Origin of the sequence: Streptomyces lavendofoliae (genome assembly GCF_014649735.1) — a bacterium.
Lineage (GTDB): Bacteria > Actinomycetota > Actinomycetes > Streptomycetales > Streptomycetaceae > Streptomyces > Streptomyces lavendofoliae.
This window is the reverse complement of the sequence record NZ_BMTP01000056.1, coordinates 1-1,297: the sequence shown is the minus strand read 5'-3', so window position 1 is coordinate 1,297 and position 1,297 is coordinate 1. Positions and strand designations below refer to the sequence as shown.

General features: G+C 55.9%; 1 rRNA gene. It reads right to left on the bottom strand.

What is annotated here, in order from left to right:
- Positions 1-1,297, bottom strand: a 23S ribosomal RNA gene (locus IE109_RS32800); the annotation flags it as partial.

Here is a 1,297-nt window from a genome sequence, read left to right as displayed (position 1 = left end):
CCATTACTGGGCTTCCATATCCGGCCTATCAACCCAGTCGTCTACTGGGAGCCTTACCCTCTCAAGGAGGTGGGAATACTCATCTCGAAGCAGGCTTCCCGCTTAGATGCTTTCAGCGGTTATCCCTCCCGAACGTAGCCAACCAGCCATGCCCTTGGCAGGACAACTGGCACACCAGAGGTTCGTCCGTCCCGGTCCTCTCGTACTAGGGACAGCCCTTCTCAATATTCCTACGCGCACAGCGGATAGGGACCGAACTGTCTCACGACGTTCTAAACCCAGCTCGCGTACCGCTTTAATGGGCGAACAGCCCAACCCTTGGGACCGACTCCAGCCCCAGGATGCGACGAGCCGACATCGAGGTGCCAAACCATCCCGTCGATATGGACTCTTGGGGAAGATCAGCCTGTTATCCCCGGGGTACCTTTTATCCGTTGAGCGACGGCGCTTCCACAAGCCACCGCCGGATCACTAGTCCCGACTTTCGTCCCTGCTCGACCCGTCGGTCTCACAGTCAAGCTCCCTTGTGCACTTACACTCAACACCTGATTGCCAACCAGGCTGAGGGAACCTTTGGGCGCCTCCGTTACTCTTTAGGAGGCAACCGCCCCAGTTAAACTACCCATCAGACACTGTCCCTGATCCGGATCACGGACCGAGGTTAGACATCCAGCACGACCAGAGTGGTATTTCAACGGCGACTCCACCTGAACTGGCGTCCAAGCTTCACAGTCTCCCACCTATCCTACACAAGCCGAACCGAACACCAATATCAAACTGTAGTAAAGGTCCCGGGGTCTTTCCGTCCTGCTGCGCGAAACGAGCATCTTTACTCGTAGTGCAATTTCACCGGGCCTATGGTTGAGACAGTCGAGAAGTCGTTACGCCATTCGTGCAGGTCGGAACTTACCCGACAAGGAATTTCGCTACCTTAGGATGGTTATAGTTACCACCGCCGTTTACTGGCGCTTAAGTTCTCAGCTTCGCCCTGTCGAAACAGAGCTAACCGGTCCCCTTAACGTTCCAGCACCGGGCAGGCGTCAGTCCGTATACATCGCCTTACGGCTTCGCACGGACCTGTGTTTTTAGTAAACAGTCGCTTCTCGCTGGTCTCTGCGGCCACCCCCAGCTCACGGAGTAAATCCGATCACCAGTGATGGCCCCCCTTCTCCCGAAGTTACGGGGGCATTTTGCCGAGTTCCTTAACCATAGTTCACCCGAACGCCTCGGTATTCTCTACCTGACCACCTGAGTCGGTTTAGGGTACGGGCCGCCATGAAACTCGCTAGAGGCTTTT